18 protein-coding genes are annotated in these 21,905 nt (G+C 55.0%); 7 read left to right on the top strand and 11 right to left on the bottom strand.

Going from position 1 to position 21,905, the window contains the following annotated elements; all coding sequences use genetic code 11:
* The first annotated feature begins 81 nt into the window (after nt 1–81).
* Entirely contained in the window at nt 82–1,455 is a 1,374-nt protein-coding gene (gene hemN / locus AC07WB_RS19340; protein ID WP_494941034.1) for an oxygen-independent coproporphyrinogen III oxidase, read from the top strand.
* Between the two features lie 48 nt (nt 1,456–1,503).
* On the opposite strand, the gene glnG is transcribed toward hemN, so the two are convergent.
* The 3 genes from glnG to glnA all read right to left on the bottom strand — a co-directional run bounded on the left by glnG (nt 1,504) and on the right by glnA (nt 5,640).
* Nucleotides 1,504–2,913 carry a nitrogen regulation protein NR(I) gene (gene glnG / locus AC07WB_RS19335; RefSeq protein ID WP_008109800.1) on the bottom strand — a complete coding sequence of 470 codons (1,410 nt, stop codon included), beginning with the start codon at nt 2,911–2,913 and terminating at the stop codon, nt 1,504–1,506.
* A 7-nt stretch (nt 2,914–2,920) separates the two neighbouring features.
* The gene (glnL, locus tag AC07WB_RS19330) at nt 2,921–3,970 is read right to left on the bottom strand and encodes a nitrogen regulation protein NR(II) (RefSeq protein WP_008109798.1); all 1,050 of its coding nucleotides are present in this window, start codon (nt 3,968–3,970) and stop codon (nt 2,921–2,923) included.
* Between the two features lie 260 nt (nt 3,971–4,230).
* Complete coding sequence (gene glnA / locus AC07WB_RS19325) at nt 4,231–5,640, bottom strand: glutamate--ammonia ligase (protein ID WP_097095542.1); 1,410 nt, start codon at nt 5,638–5,640, stop codon at nt 4,231–4,233.
* A gap of 439 nt (nt 5,641–6,079) precedes the next feature.
* On the opposite strand from glnA, the gene typA reads away from it, so the two are divergent.
* From typA to fabY, 5 genes are all read left to right on the top strand, one after another.
* Complete coding sequence (gene typA, locus AC07WB_RS19320; RefSeq protein WP_097095544.1) at nt 6,080–7,900, top strand: ribosome-dependent GTPase TypA; 1,821 nt, start codon at nt 6,080–6,082, stop codon at nt 7,898–7,900.
* A 183-nt stretch (nt 7,901–8,083) separates the two neighbouring features.
* A complete protein-coding gene (yihX, locus tag AC07WB_RS19315; RefSeq protein ID WP_097095545.1) occupies nt 8,084–8,680 on the top strand; it encodes a glucose-1-phosphatase in 597 nt (198 codons plus the stop codon).
* Entirely contained in the window at nt 8,681–9,553 is an 873-nt protein-coding gene (locus tag AC07WB_RS19310; protein WP_097095546.1) for a virulence factor BrkB family protein, read from the top strand.
* The gene (dtd, locus tag AC07WB_RS19305; protein WP_097095547.1) at nt 9,550–9,987 is read left to right on the top strand and encodes a D-aminoacyl-tRNA deacylase; all 438 of its coding nucleotides are present in this window, start codon (nt 9,550–9,552) and stop codon (nt 9,985–9,987) included. Before AC07WB_RS19310 ends, dtd begins: the two co-directional genes overlap by 4 nt.
* A 59-nt stretch (nt 9,988–10,046) precedes the next feature.
* A complete protein-coding gene (gene fabY / locus AC07WB_RS19300) occupies nt 10,047–10,994 on the top strand; it encodes a fatty acid biosynthesis protein FabY (protein WP_007885253.1) in 948 nt (315 codons plus the stop codon).
* A gap of 249 nt (nt 10,995–11,243) precedes the next feature.
* Here fabY and AC07WB_RS19295 read toward each other — a convergent pair whose 3' ends face one another.
* From AC07WB_RS19295 to AC07WB_RS19285, 3 genes are all read right to left on the bottom strand, one after another.
* A complete protein-coding gene (locus AC07WB_RS19295; RefSeq protein WP_097095548.1) occupies nt 11,244–12,920 on the bottom strand; it encodes an AsmA family protein in 1,677 nt (558 codons plus the stop codon).
* A gap of 122 nt (nt 12,921–13,042) precedes the next feature.
* A complete protein-coding gene (locus AC07WB_RS19290; protein ID WP_494941033.1) occupies nt 13,043–14,428 on the bottom strand; it encodes a nucleobase:cation symporter-2 family protein in 1,386 nt (461 codons plus the stop codon).
* A 92-nt stretch (nt 14,429–14,520) separates the two neighbouring features.
* The gene (locus AC07WB_RS19285; protein ID WP_494941032.1) at nt 14,521–15,456 is read right to left on the bottom strand and encodes a quinone oxidoreductase family protein; all 936 of its coding nucleotides are present in this window, start codon (nt 15,454–15,456) and stop codon (nt 14,521–14,523) included.
* A 70-nt stretch (nt 15,457–15,526) separates the two neighbouring features.
* Here AC07WB_RS19285 and AC07WB_RS19280 point away from each other — a divergent pair, with 70 nt between their 5' ends.
* A complete protein-coding gene (locus tag AC07WB_RS19280; protein ID WP_494941031.1) occupies nt 15,527–16,012 on the top strand; it encodes a MarR family winged helix-turn-helix transcriptional regulator in 486 nt (161 codons plus the stop codon).
* Here the strand turns inward: AC07WB_RS19280 and recG are convergent.
* Genes recG through gmk form a run of 5 tightly spaced genes read right to left on the bottom strand, consistent with a single transcriptional unit; the run spans nt 16,009 to nt 21,871 of the window.
* The gene (recG, locus tag AC07WB_RS19275; protein ID WP_097095552.1) at nt 16,009–18,087 is read right to left on the bottom strand and encodes an ATP-dependent DNA helicase RecG; all 2,079 of its coding nucleotides are present in this window, start codon (nt 18,085–18,087) and stop codon (nt 16,009–16,011) included. The genes AC07WB_RS19280 and recG overlap by 4 nt on opposite strands.
* Nucleotides 18,084–18,779: a tRNA (guanosine(18)-2'-O)-methyltransferase TrmH gene (gene trmH / locus AC07WB_RS19270; protein ID WP_097095553.1), complete on the bottom strand. Its 696-nt coding sequence runs from the start codon at nt 18,777–18,779 to the stop codon at nt 18,084–18,086. Before trmH ends, recG begins: the two co-directional genes overlap by 4 nt.
* A gap of 3 nt (nt 18,780–18,782) precedes the next feature.
* A complete protein-coding gene (spoT, locus tag AC07WB_RS19265) occupies nt 18,783–20,894 on the bottom strand; it encodes a bifunctional GTP diphosphokinase/guanosine-3',5'-bis pyrophosphate 3'-pyrophosphohydrolase (RefSeq protein WP_097095554.1) in 2,112 nt (703 codons plus the stop codon).
* A 20-nt stretch (nt 20,895–20,914) separates the two neighbouring features.
* Nucleotides 20,915–21,190 (bottom strand): DNA-directed RNA polymerase subunit omega, encoded by a 276-nt coding sequence (rpoZ, locus tag AC07WB_RS19260; RefSeq protein WP_007885265.1) that lies wholly within the window; start codon nt 21,188–21,190, stop codon nt 20,915–20,917.
* A gap of 57 nt (nt 21,191–21,247) precedes the next feature.
* On the bottom strand, nt 21,248–21,871 hold the full coding sequence (gene gmk / locus AC07WB_RS19255) for a guanylate kinase (RefSeq protein WP_097095555.1): 624 nt from the start codon (nt 21,869–21,871) through the stop codon (nt 21,248–21,250).
* Nucleotides 21,872–21,905: the final 34 nt, after the last annotated feature.

Genomic DNA, 21,905 nt, shown 5'->3' with positions numbered 1-21,905 from the left:
ACGTCGGCGTTCAGCCCATCGCTTCGTCCACTCTTCTGCTACGCGACCCTCTCTCAGACGACGTCACCGTAAGGAGTGAGCATGTCATCGCCGCAGATTGATTGGGACCAGAGCCTCATCGAAAAATATAATTACGCGGGCCCGCGTTATACCTCTTATCCCACTGCGCTGGAGTTCAGTGAGAACTTTAGTGAGGGAGATTTCCAGCAGGCGGTTGAGCGCTATCCCGATCGTCCATTATCGCTGTATGTGCATATCCCGTTTTGCCATCGTCTTTGCTACTTCTGTGGCTGCAATAAAATTGTGACGCGTCAGCTGCATAAAGCCGATCGCTATCTGGACGTGCTGGAGCAGGAAATCCGCCAGCGCGCACCGCTGTTTACTGGGCGGCTGGTCACCCAATTGCACTGGGGCGGTGGCACACCAACATTCCTTAACACGCAGCAGGTGAGCCGGCTGGTGGCGCTGCTACGCGATCATTTTACGCTGGCCGATGATATCGAAATGTCGATCGAGGTTGATCCGCGCGAAATTGAGCTGGAGATGATCGATCATCTGCGGGCAGAAGGTTTCAATCGCCTCAGCATGGGCGTGCAGGACTTCAATAAAGCGGTGCAGGAGCGCGTCAATCGCGTTCAGGATGAAGAGACCATCTTCGCGCTGGTGCAGCGCGCGCGTGAACAGGGTTTTCGTTCGGTTAGCCTTGATCTGATTTATGGTCTGCCGCTGCAAACGCCGGAAAGCTTCGCGTTTACCTTACAGCGCGTGATTGCACTCAATCCCGATCGCCTCAGCGTTTTCAACTATGCGCACATGCCAACCTTGTTCGCTGCACAGCGCAAAATTAAAGATGATGAGCTGCCGGGCGCGGCGCAGAAACTGCAAATCCTGCAGGAAACCATCACCACCTTAACCGGCGAAGGTTATCAGTTCATCGGCATGGATCACTTCGCGCGTCCGGATGATGAGCTGGCGGTCGCACAACGCGCCGGCGAGTTGCATCGTAACTTTCAGGGCTACACGACGCAGGGCGAAACCGATCTGCTGGGATTGGGCGTGTCAGCAATCAGCATGCTGGGCGACGGCTATGCGCAAAATCATAAAGAGCTGAAGGCGTATTACGCGGACGTCGAGCAGCGCGGTGATGCGCTGTGGCGCGGACTGACGCTCAGCGATGATGACTGTCTGCGCCGGGATGTGATTAAGTCATTAATCTGCAACTTCGCACTGGATTTTGCGGCGATAGAGGCGCAATACCCGGTGGCATTTGAAGCGTATTTTGCCGAGGATTTGGCGCTGTTAGCGCCGCTGGTGGCCGATGGTTTACTGGAGCAGCGCGGTCGCAGCCTGCGCGTTACTGGCGTGGGGCGATTGCTGATTCGTAACATCTGTATGTGCTTCGATGTATATATGCGGCAAAAAGCGCGCATGCAGCAGTTTTCGCGAGTGATATAAAAACAGGGGAGCAATGTGCTCCCCTGCTTCAAAACGCAAACTTCTGCGTTATTCCATTCCCAGCTCTTTCAACTTGCGCGTCAGGGTATTACGTCCCCAGCCGAGCAGACGCGCTGCTTCCTGTTTATGCCCCTGCGTGTGACGCAGCGCGGTGGTGAGCAGCGTTCGCTCCATCTCCGGCTGCGCTTCGGACAACAGGTTTTGATGACCGGAACGCAAGGCGCGATCGGCCCACTGCGCCAGCAGCGTGGCCCAGCTATCCGGCAGCGACTGCACTGGATTGTCCGGCGTGCTGGATTCAAACAGTTCAGGCGGCAGATCCTGAATCAACACTTCCTGGCCCGCCGCCATTACGGTTAACCAGCGACAGGTGTTTTCCAACTGGCGCACGTTACCGGACCAATGCAGACGTGTCAGCGCGGTTTCGGTTTCCGGATGCAGAATCTTTGCTTCCACGCCCAACTCACGTGCAGCAACCTGCAGGAAGTAGCGCGCCAGGCGCGGAATATCTTCACGACGTTCACGCAACGGTGGCAGATGAACGCGAATCACGTTAAGACGATGGAACAAGTCTTCACGGAATTTGCCTTCCTGCACGCGCAATTCAAGGTTCTGGTGGGTTGCCGCGATGATGCGCACGTCCACTTTCACCGGCGCATAGCCGCCCACACGATAAAACTGGCCATCGGCCAAGACGCGCAATAATCGGGTTTGCACGTCGAGCGGCATATCACCAATTTCGTCGAGGAACAGCGTGCCGCCATCAGCCTGCTCAAAACGTCCCTGACGAATCTGGTTCGCGCCGGTAAATGCGCCTTTCTCGTGACCAAACAGCTCAGATTCGATCAAATCTTTAGGAATCGCCGCCATGTTCAGCGCGATAAAAGGAGACTTCGCGCGTGGACTATGACGATGCAGCGCATGCGCGACCAACTCTTTACCGGTACCGGATTCCCCGTTGATCAGCACGCTAATGGAAGAGCGCGAAAGGCGACCAATGATGCGGAACACATCCTGCATTGCCGGCGCTTCGCCGATGATATCGGTGGTTGGGCCGCTAACGGGTTGATTACGCGGCTGCTGCTGTTCCTGATAATGGCTAATCGCACGTTCAACCAACGCCACCGCTTCATCAATATCAAACGGCTTTGGCAGGTAATCAAACGCCCCTTGCTGATAAGCGCTAACCGCCGCGTCCAGATCGGAGTGCGCGGTCATAATGATGACCGGCAGCATCGGATGGCGCTGTTTAATCTGTTTCAGCAGCGCAAGACCATCCATGCCAGGCATACGAATATCTGACAATAATACGTCTGGGGTTTTGCTTGCGAGCGCGTCCAATACCTCGTTAGCGCTGTCAAAGGTTGCACAGCTCAAACCGGCTCCAGTGAGCGCTCGTTCAAGCACCCAGCGGATGGAGCTATCGTCATCGACGATCCAGACTATCCCTCGTTGCATACAAACCTCACTGGCGAATAGGCAGGTAAACCGAGAATTCGGTGTGACCTGGCCAACTGTTAAATTCTATTTTTCCTGAATGCTGATCGATCAGGCTACGGGCGATGGAGAGACCTAAGCCGGTGCCACCTTCGCGTCCGCTCACCATCGGATAGAACAGCGTATCTTGTAGCTGGGCCGGAATGCCTGGGCCATCATCTTCAATATCAATGCGTGCGACCAGACGATAACGCGTGCCGTGCAGCGTGAGCTGGAAGGCGGTACGCGTGCGAATCACGATGGTGCCACCTTCATCACCTAAGGCTTGCAGCGCATTGCGCACCACGTTTAACAGCACCTGTTCAATCTGGTCGGGATCGTGCGGCAGTTCCGGCAGGCTTGGGTCGTAATCACGTACCAGCGAAACATTATCCGGCAGCTCCATCGACACCAGATTCACCACGCGCTCCGCCACCTGATGAATACTTTGCGTCACGTGCAGACCTGGCTGTTGCGGGCCTAACAGGCGATCGACCAGATTACGCAGTCGGTCGGCTTGCTCAATGATGATGCGCGTGTACTCATGCAGCGAAGGATCGGGCAATGCGCGGGTAAGCAGTTGCGCGGCACCACGTAATCCCCCCAGCGGGTTTTTTATTTCATGCGCCAGACCGCGGACTAAGTCGCGGGCAGCAACCTGCTGAGCATGCTGAATTTGTTCCTGGCTAAGACGACGTTGATTATCCATCGGCGCCATTTCCAGCAGAATAAAGCCATCCGGTAAACGCTGTGCCGTCAGCGACATAATGTGCGCGCGGCCATCCACCACTAAGGTGACTTCGCTATCGGTAAAGCCCTGGCCAGCCCCGAGACTCTCGCTCATCACCTCAATATTCAGCGAAAAATAGCCGGTTAATTCCGGTAATGGCGTGCCGAACAATTTACGTGAGCTTTGCGCCAGTAATTGCTGAGCCGCCGGATTGGCGTAATGGATAACTAAATCGTTATCGACCAGCAAAATACTGTTGATTAGGGAGTTGAGAATCTGCCCCGCGTCGGGCAGCGTGCCAGTTGCCATACAGCGTTCCTCTGCACTAATTTAGTGCATTATAGCCTTACAGGACGGAAATCTGTGCTTCGAACCATGAATACGCGGAGAAAAAAGCCCATCCGGAGATGGGCTAAAGTTTCCACGGCAATATAAAATCTTCGGCGTCTTTTACACCCCGCTGCGTTGGCTGCACTCGTTCCCCCGAGTCACTGAGTTATCTCAGCTCCCCGGGATCCTCTCGATTGCCGCCTTGCGGCGATGCAAAGTCCGCGAATCTTTAATGCTGATTAAACGCTGTAGTACAGCTCGAACTCAACGGGGTGCGGAGTCATACGCACGCGGTCATTGTCGGCTTTACGCAGTTCGATGTAAGCATCGATGGCGTCATCAGTGAACACGCCGCCACGGGTCAGGAACTCGCGGTCTTCGTTCAGTGCGTTCAGTGCTTCTTCCAGAGAACCTGCAACTTTTGGAATCTCAGCTTCTTCTTCCGGTGGCAGGTCATACAGGTTTTTGTCCATCGCATCGCCAGGGTGGATCTTGTTGATAACACCATCAAGACCCGCCATCAGCAGCGCGGTGAAGGCCAGGTATGGGTTAGCCGCTGGATCCGGGAAGCGTGCTTCGATACGGCGTGCTTTCGGGCTAGCAACCACTGGGATACGGATAGAAGCAGAACGGTTACGGGCAGAGTAAGCCAGCATAACCGGTGCTTCGTAGCCTGGGACCAGACGCTTGTATGAGTTGGTGGTTGGGTTTGCCAGGGCGTTGATCGCTTTAGCGTGCTTGATGATACCGCCGATGTAGAACAGAGCAGTTTCAGACAGGCCGCCGTACTTGTCGCCAGAGAACAGGTTCACGCCGCCTTTTGACAGGGACATGTGGCAGTGCATACCAGAACCGTTATCGCCGAACATTGGCTTAGGCATGAAGGTTGCCGTTTTGCCGTACGCGTGAGCAACGTTGTGCACCACATATTTGTAGATCTGAATTTCGTCCGCTTTTTTGGTCATGGTGTTGAAGCGGGTTGCCACTTCGTTCTGACCAGCAGTGGCGACTTCGTGGTGATGTGCTTCAACCACCAGGCCCATTTGCTCCATGGTCAGACACATGGCAGAACGGATGTCCTGCGCGGAGTCAACCGGTGGCACTGGGAAGTAACCGCCTTTCAGACCTGGACGGTGACCTTTGTTACCGCCTTCGTACTCTTTACCGGTGTTCCATGCGGCTTCGATATCATCGATAGCAACGTGTGAACCTGAAGTAGAAGAACCGAAACGGATATCATCGAACAGGAAGAACTCTGGCTCTGGTCCAAACAGCACGGTATCCGCGATGCCGGAAGAACGCAGGAACTCTTCTGCACGCTTAGCAATGGAGCGCGGGTCACGATCGTAGCCCTGCAGTGTGCCTGGCTCAAGGATGTCGCAACGGATGATCAGGGTCGAGTCTTCGAAGAACGGATCCATCACTGCAGTGGTTGCATCCGGCATCAGCACCATGTCTGATTCGTTAATGCCTTTCCAGCCACCGATGGAGGAGCCATCGAACATTTTGCCTTCTTCGAAGAAGTCAGCGTTAACCTGGTGAGCAGGGATAGTAACGTGCTGTTCTTTACCTTTGGTATCGGTAAAACGCAGGTCAACAAACTTAACTTCATGCTCGTTCATCATCGAGAGAACGTGTTCAGCGGACATACTCAACTCTCCTGGAAATGGTCATTATCGTCATGGTGAGAGAACTTCGTTGCCGGGAATGCGCCACTACTGCTGACCACTCCTAACCAAAGATCTCGGCAAGCTCTTTCAACCGTTTTATAACTGTCGTTATCGCTTGAAATAGATAAAGCGAATTCTGTGCCAACTTTATGACAATGGCGAAAATGGCGCTACAATGCGCGCTTTCGTGAGTCGAAGGCTGCACCAGGATGGATTTCCTGCATTGTTGTGGTGCAACACGGATGAAGATAAGCACCAAATTGGTGCAAAACGCCACCGCAGTGCAGATTAATGCACCGTAAATGGTGCTAAAAACCAGCGCTACGAGAAACTTTCGGCGAAATCTGTGATCATGTTCAGTCTTCCGCTTAATCCGTGTACAATACCGCGTTATTTCTATAATGCCTGAGGCAAAGCTGTGATCGAAAATTTGCGTAACATCGCCATCATCGCGCACGTTGACCATGGTAAGACCACCCTGGTTGACAAGCTGCTACAACAGTCCGGTACTTTTGATGCTCGTACCGAAGCGACTGAGCGCGTAATGGACTCCAACGATTTGGAGAAAGAGCGTGGGATTACCATCCTCGCAAAAAACACCGCCATCAAATGGAATGATTACCGTATCAACATCGTTGATACCCCAGGACACGCCGACTTCGGTGGTGAAGTGGAGCGCGTCATGTCCATGGTGGATTCGGTGCTGCTGGTTGTAGATGCGATGGATGGCCCTATGCCGCAAACCCGCTTCGTAACCAAGAAAGCATTTGCTCATGGTTTGAAGCCGATTGTGGTTATCAACAAAGTTGACCGTCCGGGCGCGCGTCCTGACTGGGTTGTTGATCAGGTATTTGACCTGTTCGTTAACCTGGATGCGACTGACGAGCAGCTGGACTTCCCGATCATCTTCGCTTCGGCGTTGAATGGTATCGCGGGTCTGGAACACACCGACATGGCTGACGACATGACCCCGCTGTATCAGGCGATCGTCGACCACGTTTCTCCACCTCAGGTTGAAGTTGAAGCGCCACTGCAGATGCAGATCTCGCAGCTGGACTACAACAACTATCTGGGCGTGATCGGCATCGGCCGCATCAAGCGCGGTACCGTTAAGCCGAACCAGCAGGTCACTATCATTGATAGCGAAGGCAAAACCCGTAACGGTAAAGTCGGTAAAGTACTGGGCCATTTGGGTCTGGAACGTATCGAAAGCACCCTGGCGGAAGCGGGCGATATCATCGCTATTACCGGCCTGGGCGAGCTGAACATCTCTGACACCATCTGCGACACGCAGAATGTGGAAGCGCTGCCGGCCCTGAGCGTCGATGAACCAACCGTAACCATGTTCTTCAACGTCAACACCTCGCCGTTCTGCGGTAAAGAAGGTAAGTTCGTGACGTCGCGCCAGATCCTGGAGCGTCTGAATAAAGAGCTGGTACACAACGTGGCACTGCGCGTTGAAGAAACCGAAGATTCTGATGCGTTCCGCGTGTCAGGTCGTGGTGAGCTGCACTTGTCGGTGCTGATCGAAAACATGCGTCGTGAAGGTTTCGAGCTGGCGGTATCCCGTCCGAAAGTTATCTTCCGTGAGCATGAAGGCCGTAAGCAGGAGCCATTCGAAAACGTCACCCTCGACATCGAAGAGACCCATCAGGGTTCTGTGATGCAGGCAATGGGTGAGCGTAAAGGCGATCTGAAAAATATGGATCCTGATGGCAAAGGCCGTGTACGTCTCGACTACATGATCCCAAGCCGTGGCCTGATCGGCTTCCGTAACGAATTCATGACCATGACTTCTGGTACCGGTCTGCTGTACTCCACCTTCAGCCACTACGACGACGTGCGTCCGGGCGAAGTGGGTCAGCGTCAGAACGGCGTACTGATCTCGAACGGTCAGGGTAAAGCGGTAGCGTTCGCCCTGTTCGGTCTGCAGGATCGCGGTAAGCTGTTCCTGGGTCACGGTGCGGAAGTGTATGAAGGCCAGATCATCGGTATTCACAGCCGTTCTAACGACCTGACAGTAAACTGTCTGACCGGTAAGAAACTGACCAACATGCGTGCGTCAGGTACTGACGAAGCAACCACTCTGGTTCCACCGCAGAAAATGACGCTGGAGCAGGCTATCGAGTTCATCGATGATGACGAACTGGTAGAAGTGACTCCGCTGTCAGTACGTATTCGTAAACGTCACCTGACCGAGAACGATCGTAAGCGTTCTTCTCGTGGCAGCAAAGACTAAGCGAATCAGTCTGATATTGAGCCCCGCACTGCGGGGCTTTTTTATGCCTGCAATCCGCTGCAACGCTCGCCTGATGAACTTTGCCTTCGCTTCCAGAATGCTGATTTCCCGCCTCTCATCCCTGTTCAGCTCACGCTTTTACCGCTAGAGTTAACGATCCAGGGAACATAAAGGAGAGGCGTCATGCTGTACATTTTTGATTTAGGCAATGTGATTGTTGATATCGATTTTAATCGTGTGCTCGGCGTCTGGAGCGATTTAGGGCGGGTGCCGTTGGCAACGCTGCAAAGTCGTTTCCGCATGGATGAGGCTTTTGAGAAACACGAACGTGGCGAAATCAGCGATCCTGAATTCGCGGCACGCATTTGCGATCAGCTGGATATCGCCCTGAGCTACCCGCAATTTACGGCAGGCTGGCAGGCGGTATTCGTCGGCGTGCGCCCGGAAACGCTGGCGATCATGAACAAGCTGCGTGCCAATGGCGAGCGCGTGGTGATCCTGTCGAACACCAACCAGCTGCACTTCGAATTCTGGCCAACCCACTATCCTGATGTTCAGCAGGCGGCCGATCATCTTTATATGTCGCAGGATATCGGCATGCGTAAGCCGGAAGCGCGCATCTATAACTATGTACTCCAGCACGAAGGTTACCAGGCCGATCAGGCAGTATTCTTCGATGATAATCAGGCCAACATTGACGCGGCGCGTGCGCTGGGCATTGAGAGCGTGCTGGTGGTCGATGAGAAAACCGTGCCGGATTGGTTTGCGGGTCGTCTCTGAGTGCTAAAGCCAAGACAACTGCGCCACTCGGCGCATGCCTTTTTTCTGTGGATTAAACTGCTGTGGCGCCGCATTGACGAAGACAACATGACGACGCAGGCGGGTAATCTGGCCTACGTTTCATTGCTGGCGTTGGTGCCGCTCATTGCCGTGGTTTTTGCGCTGTTCGCCGCCTTTCCGATGTTCTCGGATATCAGCGTGCAGCTGAAAAACTTCATTTTCACCAACTTTATACCGGCGACGGGCGACGTCATTCAGCGCTATCTCGACCAGTTCGTTGCCAACGTCAACAAAATGACGGCGGTCGGTATTGTCGGATTGATTGTCACGGCGCTACTGCTGATGCATTCGGTGGATAGCGCGCTAAACACCATCTGGCGCAGCGATAAGCCGCGCCCCATGGTCTACTCCTTTGCTGTGTACTGGATGATACTAACGCTGGGTCCGCTATTAGCGGGCGCCAGCTTAGCCCTGAGCTCCTATCTGCTGTCGCTGCGCTGGGTGAACGTCACCGGCGTCACCAGCCTGGTCGATCAGCTGCTGCGTATTTTCCCGCTGTTTCTTTCTATCCTCGCCTTCTGGCTGCTGTATAGCATTGTGCCGACGCGGCGCGTTCCCACGCGCGATGCGCTGATCGGCGCCATCGTTGCCGGTTTGCTGTTCGAGCTGGGCAAAAAAGGCTTTGCGCTCTATGTTACGATGTTCCCTTCTTACCAGTTAATTTACGGCGTTCTGGCGGTCATCCCGATTCTGTTCCTTTGGGTTTACTGGTCGTGGTGTATTGTGTTGTTAGGCGCAGAAATCACCGTCACGCTGGATGACTATCGCCAGTTAAAACAGCAGGAACGCGAAAGAGAACGAGAGGAAACATGATTGCTTTGATTCAGCGCGTCAGTCGCGCCAGTGTCAGCGTTGATGACGCGACAGTGGGTGAAATTGGCAATGGGTTATTGGTGCTGTTGGGTGTGGAAAAGGGCGACGACGAGCAAAAGGCGCAGCGTTTGACCGAACGCGTTCTCGGCTACCGCATCTTTGCGGATGAGAATGACAAAATGAATCTCAACGTACAGCAGGCCGGCGGCAGCGTGCTGGTGGTGTCGCAATTCACCCTTGCCGCTGATACGAATAAAGGTATGCGTCCCTCCTTCTCGGGTGGTGCAGAACCGGCGGAAGCCGAGCGTCTCTATGATTACTTCAGCGATTGCTGCCGAACACAGGGTGTGACCACCGCAAATGGGCGTTTTGCCGCCAATATGCAGGTTTCGTTAGTAAACGACGGTCCGGTGACCTTCTGGTTACAGGTGTGAGGTTAACAGCCGAGCGGCAAGGACTTAGCCACGCAAGCTCCGAACGAGAGAATCACTTTATGTATCATCTTCGCGTACCGCAAACGGCGGAAGAGCTGGATATGTATTACCAGTTCCGTTGGGAAATGTTACGAAAGCCGCTGCGTCAGCCGCAGGGTTCTGAGCGTGATGCCTGGGATGCGCTGGCGCATCATCAAATGGTGGTGGATGAGCAGGGCAAACCCGTCGCGGTGGGCCGTCTGTACATCAACGCGGAAAACGAAGCGGCGATTCGCTTCCTTGCAGTGCATCCTTCCGTACAGGGTAAAGGCCTGGGCACGCTGGTGGCGATGACGCTGGAGTCGGTCGCGCGTCAGGAAGGCGCCAAACGCGTCACCTGTAGCGCGCGCGAAGACGCCGTCGAATTCTTTGCCAAGCTGGGCTACGTCAACCAGGGCGAAATCACTGCGCCGCAAACCACGCCGGTGCGCCACTTCCTGATGATCAAACCGGTAGTCACGCTCGACGATATTCTGCATCGTGCAGATTGGTGCGGGCAGCTGCAGCAAGCGTGGTACGAGCACATCCCGCTGAGTGAAAAAATGGGCGTGCGCATTCTGCAATATACCGGGCAGAAATTTGTGACCACTATGCCTGAAGCGGGCAACCAGAATCCTCACCATACGCTCTTTGCGGGTAGCCTTTTTTCTCTCGCCACGCTCACCGGTTGGGGCTTAATTTGGCTGCTGCTGCGCGAGCGTCATCTTGGCGGGACCATCATTCTGGCGGATGCGCATATCCGCTATAGCAAGCCCATCAGCGGTCGTCCGGGGGCGATTGCCGATCTTGGCTCGCTGAGTGGCGATCTCGATCGTCTGGCGCGTGGTCGTAAAGCGCGTGTACAGATGGAAGTCGAATTGTTCGGTGACGAGGAGTTAGGCGCGGTGTTTGAAGGCGTGTATATCGTGCTGCCGGCTGATTCTGACGGCTCGCTGGAAGAAGGCGGCTCTGGGGCGCGTATTAACTAGCATCGTATTATCGCCACGCATGGCTTAATACCGCTCACTTAAGCAAAAAATTGCCTATTTATGCAGGTGCGCATGAATGCGCACCCTACGAAAACCCAGCGATATAATCGTAGGGTTGCCATTCATGGCTTAACACCGCTAATTTAAGCAATAAATTGCTTATTTATGCAGAGGCGCATGAATGCGCATCCTACGAAAACCCAGCGATATAATCGTAGGGTCGCCATTCATGGCGACCTGGTTTTTAATCTATTGAACCTGCCCGCCACGCATCGTCTGCTGCACCGCTTGTGCATCGGTGGTCACCGACAAGGTGCCATCCACGCTCTGGCGAAGCGGCGCGCTGGCATTCAGCGAGCCTTTCAGTTGCAGCTGCAAATTACTGTTGCCGCTCAGCTGCGTTGGCCAACCCCAATTCCCCAGCACGTTTGCCGGCACCGCCTGACCTTTCAGATTCAGCGTCAGCGGACGTTGCACATCCTGGCCCACCGTTGCTGTCCCTTCCAGTAAGCCGCTGCCGTTAAAGGCGCTCAGTTCAGTGACCTGAATCTGTTGATCATTGGCATTCAGCGCAATGGAAGGGTGGCGCAAATCGGTGCGATTAAAGGTGGCTTCGGCCGCATTGAAGCTGGCTTTGCCGCTCCAGATTCCCCATTGATGCTGGCGTGCTAGCAGCAGATTATCTGCACTGCCATCCAGCGACGTCATCTGGAAGGGGAAGGTGGGATTGATATCGATTATCAGGTTACGGTTAGCAGTGGCGCGCGTTACCAGCACGCTATCCAGCCAGCTCGGTAAAGTCTCCTGCCAGCGTTCACGCCAGTTTTGTGGCAGAGTGTATTCCAGCCCAGCAATTGCCAGTTCATCCAGCGTCAAACGCTTATCGCTGCGCGTCCAGCTCCCGCTGGCGCGAATCACGCCATTGACCCAGCGTGAGCTAAACTGCGTCAATGCGATGCCCTGTGCTGAAAGATCGGCATTAACGATAGGATCGTTCAATTCAAATCCACCGTTGATAAAATTCCCGGCATTCATCGAAATTGAACCGCCCTCGCTTTGCCAGTCATCACCGCGCCAGGTAACGTTTTTCAGCGTCAAATCAAGGTCGGTGACTGCCCAGTCAGGCCCTTGCAGGCGCGCATCGGTCATATCCAGACGATTGATGCTCACCGAAGGTACATCGCGCAGCGGATTGAGGAAGTCGCTCAGGCTTTGATGGGTTTGCAGGCGGATATCGTTGAGGCGCAGCTGGTCAATCTTCCAGTTGCCTTGCGCATCACGCTCGGCGTTGCCGGTCATAGAACCGCGCGCTAAATCGGCACCAATATTACTCAATACCAGACGACGTTGCTTAATGCTGCCCTGCAGCAACACATTGTTGCCCGGTACGCCATCCAGCGTCAGGGTTCCGGCACTGATCTGGAACTGCGCATCGCTGCCCAGCACGTCATTAGGCAGCGGCTTCCACGGCAGAAGACCGCCGTTCACGCGCTGAGCGGTCATCGGCATGGTGCTATGCGGATTCTCAATACGCACATTGTTCAGCTGCAGGCGATTAGCCTGCATTGGTAGCGTGGTATCGGGCGCTTGATTGGCGAGATTGATCTCACCGTCGCGCACTTCAATGCTGTTGAAATGCAGCGGATCGCTGAACTGCACCAGCGCAAGGCCAAGGTCGACGCGCTTTGCCACTAATACCGCGGGCTGGCCATCATGACCAAAGCTGAAATCGTCGAGGATGATGTGCGAAGGGGAGGTAAAGTCGTGCTCAATCTTGCTGAGAGAGAGATGCCAGGCGGTTTTATCGCTAACCCAACGGCTAAACCAGCCAGCGCCCCATTGTGTTTGCAGCAACACATACAGCACAACCAGCGCCAGCAGAATCAGCAGCAGTAAGCTAAGGAAAAACTTGCCTAAAAATTTCATCGCACTCATCCATCCCGATATTTATCCGGTGAGTGGTTGTTATGCCTGAATTACCGTTACACCTCAACAGCCTGGATGTAAAAGCGGATAAATATCAGGCAGGCCGAAGCCTGCCTGGTGCTTTACTTTTCTTGCGGGAAGATCAGGTTCAATACAATGGCGGTAATACCACCGGCTGCAATGCCAGATGAGAGCAGGGTTTTCAGCCAATCGGGGGCAAATTGCAGAATCAGCGGCTGCTGAGAAACACCCAGACCTACCGCCAGCGATAGCGCGATAATCATGATGGCGCGACGGTTAAGTGGCTCGCGTGAAACGATACGCACACCGGATGCGGCGATGGTCCCGAACATCACAATGGTCGCACCGCCCAGCACCGGTTCTGGAATGTGCTGCACAAATCCGCTCACTGCCGGGAACAGACCCAGCACGATCAGCATCAGCGCCACCACAAAACCGACATAGCGGCTGGCAACGCCCGTCAGCTGAATCACGCCGTTATTCTGGCCGAAACAGGAGTTCGGAAAGGTATTGAAGAGCGCAGAAACAAACGAGTTGAGGCCGTTGGCCAACACGCCGCCTTTCAGGCGCTTCATATACAGCGGGCCGCTTACCGGCTGCTCGGAAACATCAGAGGTTGCCGTGATATCGCCGATGGTTTCCAGCGACGTCACCATAAACACCAGCATCAGCGGGATCAGCAGATTCCAGTCAAAGCCAAGGCCATAATAGAGCGGTGAAGGTACCGCAATCAGCGGTTGATTGGTTGGCGCAGTTGTAGCGGGCAGCATATCCAGCGCCCAGGCCAGCGCATAACCCACCGCCATCGCGATCACCAATGAGGCGACGCGCAGATAGGCATTGCGCTGACGATTGAGCAGGATAATCACCACCAGCACCGCCGCAGCCAGCAGTAAGTTTTTCGGTGCGCCGAAGGTGTGATCGCTCATTGCAGCAAAGCCGCCACCAATCGAAGTCAAACCGACCTGAATCAGTGACAGGCCGATAATCATCACCACAATGCCGGAAACCAGCGGCGTAATAATACGACGCGCCAGATGCAATACGCGTGACAGCACCATTTCGGTACAGGATGCCACCATCAAGGTGCCGAACAGCGCGGCCATCATGGTCGGTACATCAACGCCGCCATTTTTCAGCGCCATCCCGCCCATGATCAGCGGGGTCACGAAGTTAAAGCTGGTGCCCTGAATCGACAACAAGCCGGAACCGACCGGTCCCCAGGTTTTGATTTGCAGAATCGAGGCCACGCCAGAAGCAAACAGCGACATGCTGATAATGTGCTGTGTATCCTGCGCCGGTAAACCCAGCGCCTGGCAGATGAGCAGTGCGGGCGTAATCACCGCGACAAACATCGCCAGCAGATGCTGACAGGCAGCAAACAGGGTTTGCGGCAGCGGTGGGCGATCTTCGAGGCGGTAAATCAGTTCACTTTTTGGGCTTGCAGCGCTGGCAGGCTGAGATGATTCAGTGGTGTTGACGGACATGGTGGACGTTCTCAATTACAACAAAGGGGCGATTTTAAACGGTTGCGTTGTGAAAGCAATCGTTTGCAATGCCCCTTTTTACTTCCGTTGATCTAGAGCGTAAACACGGTGCGGCAGCGGCTATCATCTTCCTGCCACGCCTGCGCCACTTCATTTAATGGACGCATTTGGAACGGGATGGAAAAATCACTCTCTGCGGCGGCGGCCAGCATTTCACTGATGCAGGCGATCAGTTCTTTATCGGATACGCTACCCAAACCGCTACCCATCAACGTCAGTCCGGATGAGCGCAGCAGTTTGCTGTGCAGCGTGATTTCCTGGCCGCTCAGTGAACCGATTTGCACAAAGCGCACTGTTTTTTCACCGCCCGCAACCGCCGCCTGCATGATATCGAGCGCGCTCTGGCCCCACAGATAATCCAGCACCACATCAATGCCTTCCTTCATCAGCGCCGGTAACGCGCCTGATAATTCATCCAGCGTTAAGGTGATGTCGGCGCCCTGCGCCCGCAGCTGATCGAGGGCTGCGCGGTTACGGCCGGTGGCAATAATTTTTCCGGCTCCCAGATGCTGCGCAATACGCACCGCTAAACCGCCCGAAGTACCGGTGGCGCCATTGATCAATACGGTCTCGCCGGCACGCAGCTGTGCGCGGCGGGTGAGTGCCGCCCAGGATGACATGCCCGGATTAGCCAGCGCTGCGGCCAGCACCGGATCAAGCGTTGCGGGCAGCGCAACGATGCTGTCAGCGGGTACTAAGGTTCTTTCCGCCATGCTGCCCCACGGCGAATTGAAAGCGAGGAAATAAACCGGATCGCCATTGCTCAGCGTGCCGGTGCCATCAATGCCGGTAATAAAGGGGTACTGTGTTGTTGCGCTGTAATGGGTGCCAGCGGCGCGTGCTTTTGCCAGTTGGCTGACCGCGGCGGCTTTCACCGTGACGACCACATGGCTGTCATCGGCCTGCGGTTCAGGGAAATCACCGTACACCGGCTGTTCACCGGCTGCGGAAACAAATGCTGCTTTCATGCTTTCACCTTCAGTTAACTGGATAATATGTGTAATATGCACACATTAGGCTTACCTCGGGATAACGTCAATGGAAAGTGTGCAAAATACACATAATAGTGCAGCATTTGATGATCTGCATAATGCGCTGCTAATGATTGTCGGCACCTTCAACCGGCCGCAACGTGATGAATTATTGATAAAAGAATCCAATATTCAGCTCGATCGCGCGCTGTTTCCGCTGCTCATCCAGATTGGGCGTTTTGGGCCGATTGGCGTGGTAGAACTGGCGGAGCGTGTCGGGCGGGATTACACCACCGTCAGTCGTCAGGTGGCAAAGCTGGAAGAGTCAGGACTGGCGCAGCGGCAGAAAAATGCCAAAGATAAACGGGTAAACGAAGCGATTATTACCGCAGCGGGAAAGGCAATGACAGATAAAATCGATGCGGCGCGTGCGCAGATTTATCAGAACCTGTTTGCCAACTGGCAGGATGAAGAACGCGCCGAGCTGGCGCGTTTGCTGCAAAAATTTGTTGGGGATTTCATCGCCATCGATAACCGCAAAACCACGGATTAAGCGTTGCTGTAGCGTTCGGTTTCCGGCAGCCAGCGCTCAATCAGCGCCTGCGCCTGCTCAGGATAATGCTGGTGGATATGGCGCGCCACGCGCTGAACTTCAGGGATCATCCCCTGATCGCGCAGCAAATCGGCCACTTTAAACTCGGCGTTTCCGGTTTGCCGCGTACCAAGCATCTCACCCGGACCGCGAATCTCTAAATCGTGCTGGGCAATTACAAAGCCGTCATTGCTATCGCGCAGCACCTGCAAGCGCTTTTGGGCGGTTTTGCTTAGCGGTGCTTTGTACAGCAGCACGCAATGCGAGGCGACCGCGCCACGGCCCACGCGACCGCGCAGCTGGTGCAGCTGTGCAAGACCGAGACGTTCCGGGTTTTCGATAATCATCAGGCTGGCATTCGGCACATCCACGCCCACTTCAATCACGGTGGTAGCGATTAACAGCTGGATTTCATTGGCTTTAAACGCTGCCATCACCGCCTGCTTTTCGGCTGGCTTCATGCGGCCGTGCACCAGGCCCACCTGCAAATCGGGGAGCGCCACTTTCAGCTCTTCCCAGGTGGCTTCCGCCGCCTGCGCTTCCAGCACTTCCGACTCTTCAATCAGCGTACAGACCCAATAAGCCTGGCGCCCTTCGTGGCAGGCGCTCTGCACGCGCGTGATGATCTCGCTACGACGGCTGTCGGGAATTGCCACCGTGGTCACCGGCGTACGTCCAGGCGGTAATTCATCGATGGTCGAGGTATCGAGATCGGCGTAAGCGGTCATCGCCAGCGTGCGGGGGATCGGTGTTGCGGTCATAATCAACTGGTGCGGATGGAAGCCCTGTTCCTCGCCCTTTTCCCACAGCGCTAAACGCTGATGCACGCCAAAGCGGTGCTGCTCATCAATGATCACCAGCGCCATGCCGTTGAATTTCACCTGTTCCTGGAACAGGGCATGGGTGCCAACCACCATCGCAACCTGGCCGCTGGCAATCGCTTCCTGCTGCGCTTCGCGCGCTTTGCCTTTCTGCTTGCCCGCTAGCCAGCCTACTTCGATGCCCAGCGGCGCAAACCACTGGCGGAAATTGTTGGCGTGCTGTTCGGCCAGCAGTTCGGTCGGTGCCATCAACGCCACCTGTTTGCCGTGCGCGATGACATTTAGCGCCGCCAGCGCGGCCACCAGCGTTTTGCCGGAACCCACATCGCCCTGCACCAAACGCATCATCGGAAAATCGTTGGCCAGATCCTTTTCGATTTCTGCCACCACGCGGTTTTGCGCACCGGTTGGTGAGAAGGGCAGCGCCGCGAGCAGCTGATTAACCAGTTCATGGCGCGCCGTCATCGGCAGCGCATGATGGCGCTGCGCACCCGCGCGCACCGCCAGCATGCTGAGGTTATGTGCCAGCAGCTCTTCCAGAATTAAACGCTTCTGGGCCGGATGGCGGCCAGTTTCCAGCTCGCTCAGACGTAAATCCGGCGGTGGGCGATGCAGCGTGCGCAGTGCATCCGGCAGGCTAATCAACCCGCCGCTCAGTTCAGCGGGCAGCAGCTCGGCAATCGGACAACTCTCCAGCAGCGTCAACGCCTGGTCGGTAAGATTGCGCAGCGTGGCCTGGCGAATGCCTTCGGTGGTGGGATACACCGGCGTCAGCGTTTCCTGCAGCTCAACGCCGCCTTGTTCTCCCTGTACGCGATACTCGGGATGAATGATTTCCGCACCGCGCTGGCCGCGTTTAATCTCGCCATAGGCGGTAACGCGGCGGCCCGGTGACAGGCTGTTTTTCATTCCGGCATTGAAATTAAAGAAGCGCATGGTGAGCATGCCGCTGCCATCGCTGATATTGCAAACCAGCATGCGGCGGCGACCAAAGCTGATTTCGCTGCTCAGTACTTCGCCTTCCACCGTGGCATAAACGCCCGGCAGCAGATCATTAATTTTATAAAGTTGGGTGCGATCTTCGTAGCGAAGTGGCAGGTGCAGCAGCAAATCCTGAATGGTGAACAGGCCAAGTTTGGCCAGTTTGCTCGACTGACTGGCGCCGACGCCGGTCAGGGTACTGAGCGGGATGGCATCCAGCAGACGGCCTTTCATTTTTTACCCGTCGATTGCATGGTGGCCCACCAATTAGCGTCGGCTTCCACCTCGCCCTGGGCATTGATGCGGGGATAAGGCAGGCCTTTCTGCTTTGCCACGCGCGCCAGCACCGGATAGCCGCCTTCAAACAGCAAACGCTGCTGCTCGTCTTCATCCAGCAGGCTGTAGGTGCGCTGATACATCCCCGCGTTCTGTCGTTGACGCTGCGCTTCATACAGAATCAACGCGGACGCCACTGAGACGTTGAGCGACTGCACCATGCCCACCATCGGCACAATGATGTCCTGATCGGCCAATGCCAACGCTTCTGCGGTAATCCCGGTTTTTTCCTGACCCATGAGAATGCAGGTCGGCAAGGTGTAATCGATCTCGCGAAAATCCACCGCTTTGGCCGACAGATTGGTCGCCAGCACCTGCATGCCGCTCTCTTTCAGATGACGCACCGCTTCGGCAATATGACGATGGGTTTTCACCTTCACCCAGCTGTTGCTGCCAGCCGAAGCGGACACCATAGTGCGCATACGCACGCTGGGCCACACGGCGTGCACTTCGTGGATGCCGACCGCATCGGCGGTACGGATTACCGCTGAAACGTTATGCGGCTTATGCACCTGTTCCATGCAGACGGTGAGGTCGTGCTGGCGCAGGGCCAGCATCTCCTGAATACGAGCAAAGCGTTGAGCGTTCATGGACTAGTTACGATTTCGGTGAACTTTAATCACGTCCGGCATTACGCGGATTTTGCGCATAATATTCGCCAGATGGACGCGATCGTTCGCGGTGAGGCGGATAAAGGCGCTGTATACGCGACCATCACGCTCTTCGGTATTCAGGCTCTGAATATTGGAACCGGCAGTATTGATTGCCGCCGTCAGGTTGGCCAGCGCGCCCTGATGGTTGAACATGTCGACTTTAATTTCGGCGACAAATTCCTGATCGGTCACTTTATCCCACTCTACCGGCATGAACTTTTCAGGCTCTTTTTGGTAGCCGCGAATGTTACGGCAGGATTCGTGATGCACCACCAATCCCTTGCCGGGACTGACGTGCGCGACAATCGGGTCGCCGGGAATGGGACGGCAGCACTTGGCAAAGGTAATCAGCACGCCATCCGCGCCTTTGATCGGCAGCTTTTTGCGTTTGCTGTTTTTTTGTGGCTCTTCACTGCCAGACTGCAACAGATTCTTCGCTACCACCACGCTCATGGCGTTACCCAGACCAATTTCCGCCAGCAAATCATCAATGGCGGTCAGCTTCATGCGCTCCAGCTCATGCTGAATGTTCTCGGCCGGAATCTCCGCCAGTTTCTTGCTGCCGCCGAGCGCGTGGCTCAACAGGCGACGACCAAGGTTTACGGAGTCTTCACGCTTGAGGTTTTTCAACAGCTGACGAATTTTAGCGCGCGCTTTAGAACTCACGACAAAATTAAGCCAGGCGGCGTTCGGTCGTGCGCCTGGAGCCGTTATAATTTCAATGGTTTGGCCGCTGGCTAGCGATTGTGACAGCGGATAAGGCTGGCGATCGACGCGTGCGCCGACGCAGGCATGACCAATATCGGTATGCACCGCATAGGCGAAATCAACCGGCGTAGCGCCAGCCGGTAATTCGACAATGCGGCCTTCCGGCGTGAACACATAGATCTCATCCGGGAAGAGATCGGATTTCACGCTTTCAATAAATTCAAACGAGCTACCGGCGCTTTGCTGCAGCTCAAGCAGGCTTTGCAGCCAGCGCTGAGCGCGAATTTGCGCGGTGGTGCCGCTGATTTCACCGGTCTCTTTATAAGCCCAGTGTGCAGCCACCCCCATTTCAGCCATCTGATCCATATCTTCGGTACGGATCTGCACTTCAACCGGCACGCCGTGCGGGCCAATCATTGACGTGTGCAGCGATTGATAGCCGTTGGCCTTGGGAATAGCGATGTAATCTTTCACGCGTCCGGGACGCGGTTTATACAAGCTGTGCATCTGGCCGAGCACGCGATAACAGGTATCCAAATCTTTCACGATAACGCGGAAGGCATAGATATCCATGATCGAGTGAAAACGCTGCTCTTTCAGGTGCATTTTGCGGTAGATCGAGTAGAGATGCTTCTCACGCCCACTTACGCGACAGGGAATGCCTGCTTCCTGTAAGCGACCATCGATTTCAGCGAGGATCTTCTGAATCATCTCTTTACGGTTACCGCGCGCCGCTTTCACCACCTCTTTGATCACGCGGAAACGGTTCGGGTAGAGCGCTTCAAAGCCGAGCTCTTCCAGTTCTGTTTTCAGGTGATGAATACCCAGGCGGTGCGCCAGAGGACTGTAAATCTCCAGCGTTTCCAGCGCGATACGACGTTTTTTATCCGGGCGTAACGCGCCGAGCGTGCGCATGTTGTGCGTGCGGTCAGCCAGTTTGATCAAGATGACGCGAATATCCTGCACCATCGCCATGATCATTTTGCGGAAGTTTTCAGCCTGCGCTTCTTTCTTATCGCGGAACTTCAGCTTATCGAGCTTGGATACGCCTTCCACCAGTTCGGCAACGCTTTTACCAAACAGCTGTTCCATATCCTGGTAGGTGGCGGGCGTATCTTCAATCACATCATGCAGCAGCGCTGCCATTAGCGTTTCATGGTCGAGTTTCATCTCGGCCAGAATGCAGGCAACCGCAACAGGATGGGTGATGTAAGGCTCACCGCTGGAGCGTGTTTGTCCCTCGTGGGCATCACGCGCGACGAGATAAGCTTGCTTGAGGCGCTTGATTTGCTCCTCAGGCAAGTATTTTTCAATCAGTTGATTGAGGCTTTCAAACAGATACAAGGGCGACCTGCCGCGTGCTATTAACGACGACCTTCAGCGATAGCGGTAACGGCTTGTAACTCAGCGGCTTCCTGCTCATGCTGTTCCTGACGATCACGCACATCCAGAATCTGGGTCGTGATCAGACCTTCTTCAATTTCGCGCAGGGCGATAACGGTCGGCTTATCGTTCTCTTCTGGAACCAGCGCATCTTTACCGCCTACCTGCATCTGACGTGCACGACGTGCAGCGACCAACACCAGGTCAAAACGGTTACCAACTTTCTCTACTGCGTCCTGAACGGTTACGCGTGCCATAGGTGTGCTACTCCACAGATGATGAAGAAATGACTGGGCATAATACTGAAAGTGAATTCAGACTGCCAATAGTTTGCTGATTAAAGCATCATGTCGCGATTTTTGGCGACCCATACGCAGACGTTCTGCGCGGATAATGGTTTTGAGATCTGACAGCGCCAGATCAAAATCATCATTAACAATTAAATAGTCGTACTCGGCGTAGTGGCTCATTTCCGCCACGGCCTGTTGCATACGACGGGCAATCACCTCTTCGCTGTCCTGACCGCGACCACGCAGGCGGCGATCCAACTCTTCGGTAGAAGGCGGCAGCACAAAGATGCTGCGTGCGGCCGGCATTTTCTTGCGAATTTGCTGCGCGCCCTGCCAGTCGATATCCAGGAAGACGTCAACGCCGGTCGCCAGCACCTGCTCAATCGCAGCGCGTGACGTACCGTAATAATTGCCAAACACTTCCGCATGTTCGAGGAAGTCGTCTGCTGCAATCATGGTTTCGAATTCGCCCTTAGAGACGAAAAAGTAGTGCTCACCATGAGCTTCACCGGGACGCACGCCACGGGTGGTATGCGAAATAGACACCTGCGTATCGTACAGCGGTTGTGTCTTTAACAGCGCCTGAATCAGGCTGGATTTACCCGCGCCGCTAGGGGCGGAAACAATATAAAGCGTGCCTTGAGCCATGGTTATCTTGAATTGAGTAAAGAGCGGAGTCGAT

Source organism: Pantoea sp. GW821-FHT03E06 (assembly GCF_059420725.1).
Note: the sequence above shows the minus strand (reverse complement) of the source record. Positions and strands in the feature narration are given on the sequence as shown.

Coding starts and splice junctions, on each gene's coding strand:
- dtd (WP_097095547.1), top strand. CDS start 9,550: ATGATTGCTTTGATTCAGCGCGTCAGTCGCGCCAGTGTCAGCGTTGAT.
- recG (WP_097095552.1), bottom strand. CDS start 18,087: ATGAAAGGCCGTCTGCTGGATGCCATCCCGCTCAGTACCCTGACCGGC.
- rpoZ (WP_007885265.1), bottom strand. CDS start 21,190: ATGGCACGCGTAACCGTTCAGGACGCAGTAGAGAAAGTTGGTAACCGT.
- AC07WB_RS19290 (WP_494941033.1), bottom strand. CDS start 14,428: ATGTCCGTCAACACCACTGAATCATCTCAGCCTGCCAGCGCTGCAAGC.
- gmk (WP_097095555.1), bottom strand. CDS start 21,871: ATGGCTCAAGGCACGCTTTATATTGTTTCCGCCCCTAGCGGCGCGGGT.
- glnA (WP_097095542.1), bottom strand. CDS start 5,640: ATGTCCGCTGAACACGTTCTCTCGATGATGAACGAGCATGAAGTTAAG.
- yihX (WP_097095545.1), top strand. CDS start 8,084: ATGCTGTACATTTTTGATTTAGGCAATGTGATTGTTGATATCGATTTT.
- trmH (WP_097095553.1), bottom strand. CDS start 18,779: ATGAACGCTCAACGCTTTGCTCGTATTCAGGAGATGCTGGCCCTGCGC.
- fabY (WP_007885253.1), top strand. CDS start 10,047: ATGTATCATCTTCGCGTACCGCAAACGGCGGAAGAGCTGGATATGTAT.
- AC07WB_RS19285 (WP_494941032.1), bottom strand. CDS start 15,456: ATGAAAGCAGCATTTGTTTCCGCAGCCGGTGAACAGCCGGTGTACGGT.
- AC07WB_RS19295 (WP_097095548.1), bottom strand. CDS start 12,920: ATGAAATTTTTAGGCAAGTTTTTCCTTAGCTTACTGCTGCTGATTCTG.
- glnL (WP_008109798.1), bottom strand. CDS start 3,970: ATGGCAACTGGCACGCTGCCCGACGCGGGGCAGATTCTCAACTCCCTA.
- AC07WB_RS19280 (WP_494941031.1), top strand. CDS start 15,527: ATGGAAAGTGTGCAAAATACACATAATAGTGCAGCATTTGATGATCTG.
- hemN (WP_494941034.1), top strand. CDS start 82: ATGTCATCGCCGCAGATTGATTGGGACCAGAGCCTCATCGAAAAATAT.
- glnG (WP_008109800.1), bottom strand. CDS start 2,913: ATGCAACGAGGGATAGTCTGGATCGTCGATGACGATAGCTCCATCCGC.